This is a genomic window from Burkholderia sp. APQ4-4ca (assembly GCF_057837105.1).
The window spans coordinates 1-2,416 of the sequence record NZ_JBYQCG010000179.1 but is presented as its reverse complement, the minus strand read 5'-3'; the positions used below and the strand labels follow the sequence as shown (position 1 = coordinate 2,416).

Here is a 2,416-nt window from a genome sequence, read left to right as displayed (position 1 = left end):
CGGATATTTTGAGAGGCGCTACGACGTGAAACGGCATTCACGCGTGCTGTAACGCGGCCCCATTTTCGTGCTTTTTTCAGACAAATGGAATGAAGGAGAAAGCCCCGTGAAAGTTAGGAAAGCGCCTAACTTTCGCGGGCTTTCTCCCGCCTCTCGTCCCCCGCCCCTGCGACGCGCGCATTACGGCAACAACAACTACCGCTCGAATCATGGCTTCCCGGACGACTCCCCCTCGGCTCAACTGGAATCTGCTGCGCGCATACAGCGAGATCGCGCGCTATCGCAGCATTTCGGAAGCAGCGCAGGCAATGGGAGTGCAGCGGCCGACCGTCAGCGAGAAGGTGTCCGCGCTTGAGCGCGTCCTCGGCCGCCCGCTGATGGAGCGTCGTTCAGGAAGTGATGGGTTTCGGCTTACAGAATTCGGAGCGCAGCTCCGCACCGTCGTTGCGCGATTCGATCGCGAACTCGCTGCGTTGTGCGAACTGTCTCGTGAGGAATCGACCGGCATGACGACGATCGACGTGTTGGGTGAAGTAGAAACCGCGATGGCGGCGCTCGAGCGCGCCGCAGCGACACTTCGTCAGTCCTGACCTTTCACACCGCTCTTACGCGGCGATCGCGCGCCCTTTGTGCGCTCTGCGTCTGCCTGCGCGTCTTTGAGCGCCTGCAGCGCCGCAGCATCCAATTTCGCTGCTCGGTTTTCAGCAAGACGCGGAAGCCTCTTCGCCGGCGCGCCCGAGATCGTCATCGTGCCCGCGAGCAGAAAGCCGTTGATCGACGCCTGCACGGCCGTCCGACCGACGTCGTTCAACTGGCGAAACCCATCGAGCAGCTCGGCTTCGTCGTCCGGCATCGGCCCCCCCTGCGCACGCTCGCCAGTTACGACGTACAGCACGTCGACCCCGACCTTCGAAAGCGCCGCCAGATAGTTCGCATCTGGCGATCGCGCGTCGGATTCGTAATTGAGCTGCGCCTGCTTACCGAGGCCGCCCAGTGCGGCGAACTCTGCCTGGCTCAGACCGATACGCATCCGCTCCTCCTTCAGTCGGTTTCCGATTGAAATCTGTGACATCTTGCAGTTTCGTTTTGATTACCTTGCACTTCACCTATCCCTAGTGAAGCACTATCGAAATTGAGTATACCCGCCATGACTACCCAAAAAGGCCCGCGGCGTGCGCCGCCGGGCGTCATGTCCAGCAAGACCGTTTCGCTGCGCCTCCTTCCCGCAGAGCGCGCCCAGCTCGAGCACCTCGGCCGCCACGAGCGGCGCTCGTTGGCGAGCCTCGCGCGCCTCATCTACCTCGAAGGGCTCCCCCTCTATCTCGCCAAGATGTCCTCGTTCGAGGACACCACGGGCAATGTTTCCGCAAGCTGAACCCGAGGTGATAACCATGTACCCCGATCCCAAGCGCGTCCGTGAAAGACGCCTGATGGTGCGGTTCGACGATTACGAATACGCCCTGATCACTGCACTCGCCAACTACCAGGGCGAGCAAACCGCAACGCTGATTCGCCAGATGGTCCTGCGCGAAGCCGCCGAGGCTCTGTTGCCATCGAGCAATGTAGCCCACGAGCGCGGCTAAAGGCAGCAGCTCAGAAGCAGCCGATTCCATGCCCGAACTCGAAATCACATTCACCGAGCAGGACGCCGAACTGCTCGAGCGCGTGCGACAGCAGGAAGGTCTCGCGACGCTCCAGCAGGCGGCCGAATGGCTCGTGAAGCGACGACTGCGTCTTGGCACACGTCGCATCACCGGACGAGACCGGGCTCTCTACGTCGTCCACAACAGCAGCCGTTCCTAACGCGGCAGTCTCCGACAGGAAGTCACGATGAAATTGAAGTGTCACCACTGCGGCAGCCGCGCCGTCATTCGAACCAGCCGCACGCTATCCGCTCTCGTTCGCGAAGCGTATTGCCAGTGCACCAACATCGAATGCGCGACAACCTACAAGATCCACGTCGCGACCGTCCATACGATCGCGCCGAGCCTCAACCCGAATCCGCACGTGTACGTGCCGATCGGCAAGGTTGATCGGCTCCCGACCGATTCGCGACAGCTCCCGCTGCTCGACGCCTAAGCCCTAACCCGCTGTTTCGCTGAACACCCATCGCGCCCGCTCTGCGGGCGTGAGGGACTCCTTTTGCCTGAAATTTCCTGGAGGCCGTATGCAAACGCTCATCACCACACCGATCGCCGCACTCGCCCAGTCACTGTCCTACGACGAGCGCGTCTCCTACCTCACGAAGATCTCCGCAGCCGACGTCCGCGCCGACGTGTTCGTCGCGTCCGCACGTGCCTTGGGCTTCGTCGTGTCGTGGGACCTTGCGCACGGCACGCCAGTGCTCGAGTGGATGCACTGACGCGATGCGCGCGCCCCTCACCGACCTCGACCTGCGCGCGATGTGGCGCCGCCT

General features: G+C 62.2%; 7 protein-coding genes. 6 read left to right on the top strand and 1 reads right to left on the bottom strand.

All coding sequences use genetic code 11. The annotated features are described in order from the left end of the window. Nucleotides 1–209 precede the first annotated feature (209 nt). The gene (locus AC3IFE_RS20495) at nt 210–590 is read left to right on the top strand and encodes a helix-turn-helix domain-containing protein (RefSeq protein WP_219607692.1); all 381 of its coding nucleotides are present in this window, start codon (nt 210–212) and stop codon (nt 588–590) included. Here AC3IFE_RS20495 and AC3IFE_RS20490 read toward each other — a convergent pair. Then, nucleotides 581–1,072: a helix-turn-helix domain-containing protein gene (locus tag AC3IFE_RS20490; protein ID WP_224052298.1), complete on the bottom strand. Its 492-nt coding sequence runs from the start codon at nt 1,070–1,072 to the stop codon at nt 581–583. The genes AC3IFE_RS20495 and AC3IFE_RS20490 overlap by 10 nt on opposite strands. Nucleotides 1,073–1,147: 75 nt before the next feature. Here AC3IFE_RS20490 and AC3IFE_RS20485 point away from each other — a divergent pair, with 75 nt between their 5' ends. The 5 genes from AC3IFE_RS20485 (at nt 1,148) to AC3IFE_RS20465 (ending at nt 2,362) form a co-directional block, all read left to right on the top strand. After that, entirely contained in the window at nt 1,148–1,375 is a 228-nt protein-coding gene (locus tag AC3IFE_RS20485) for a hypothetical protein (protein WP_257755293.1), read from the top strand. Nucleotides 1,376–1,391: 16 nt separating this feature from the next. Further along, nucleotides 1,392–1,583: a hypothetical protein gene (locus AC3IFE_RS20480; RefSeq protein WP_017432096.1), complete on the top strand. Its 192-nt coding sequence runs from the start codon at nt 1,392–1,394 to the stop codon at nt 1,581–1,583. A gap of 28 nt (nt 1,584–1,611) precedes the next feature. Then, entirely contained in the window at nt 1,612–1,803 is a 192-nt protein-coding gene (locus tag AC3IFE_RS20475) for a hypothetical protein (protein WP_489191750.1), read from the top strand. Nucleotides 1,804–1,830: 27 nt separating this feature from the next. Then, a complete protein-coding gene (locus AC3IFE_RS20470) occupies nt 1,831–2,079 on the top strand; it encodes an Ogr/Delta-like zinc finger protein (protein ID WP_006757081.1) in 249 nt (82 codons plus the stop codon). Nucleotides 2,080–2,167: 88 nt separating this feature from the next. After that, nucleotides 2,168–2,362, top strand: a complete 195-nt coding sequence (locus AC3IFE_RS20465; RefSeq protein ID WP_489191749.1) for a hypothetical protein — start codon at nt 2,168–2,170, stop codon at nt 2,360–2,362. Nucleotides 2,363–2,416 lie beyond the last annotated feature (54 nt).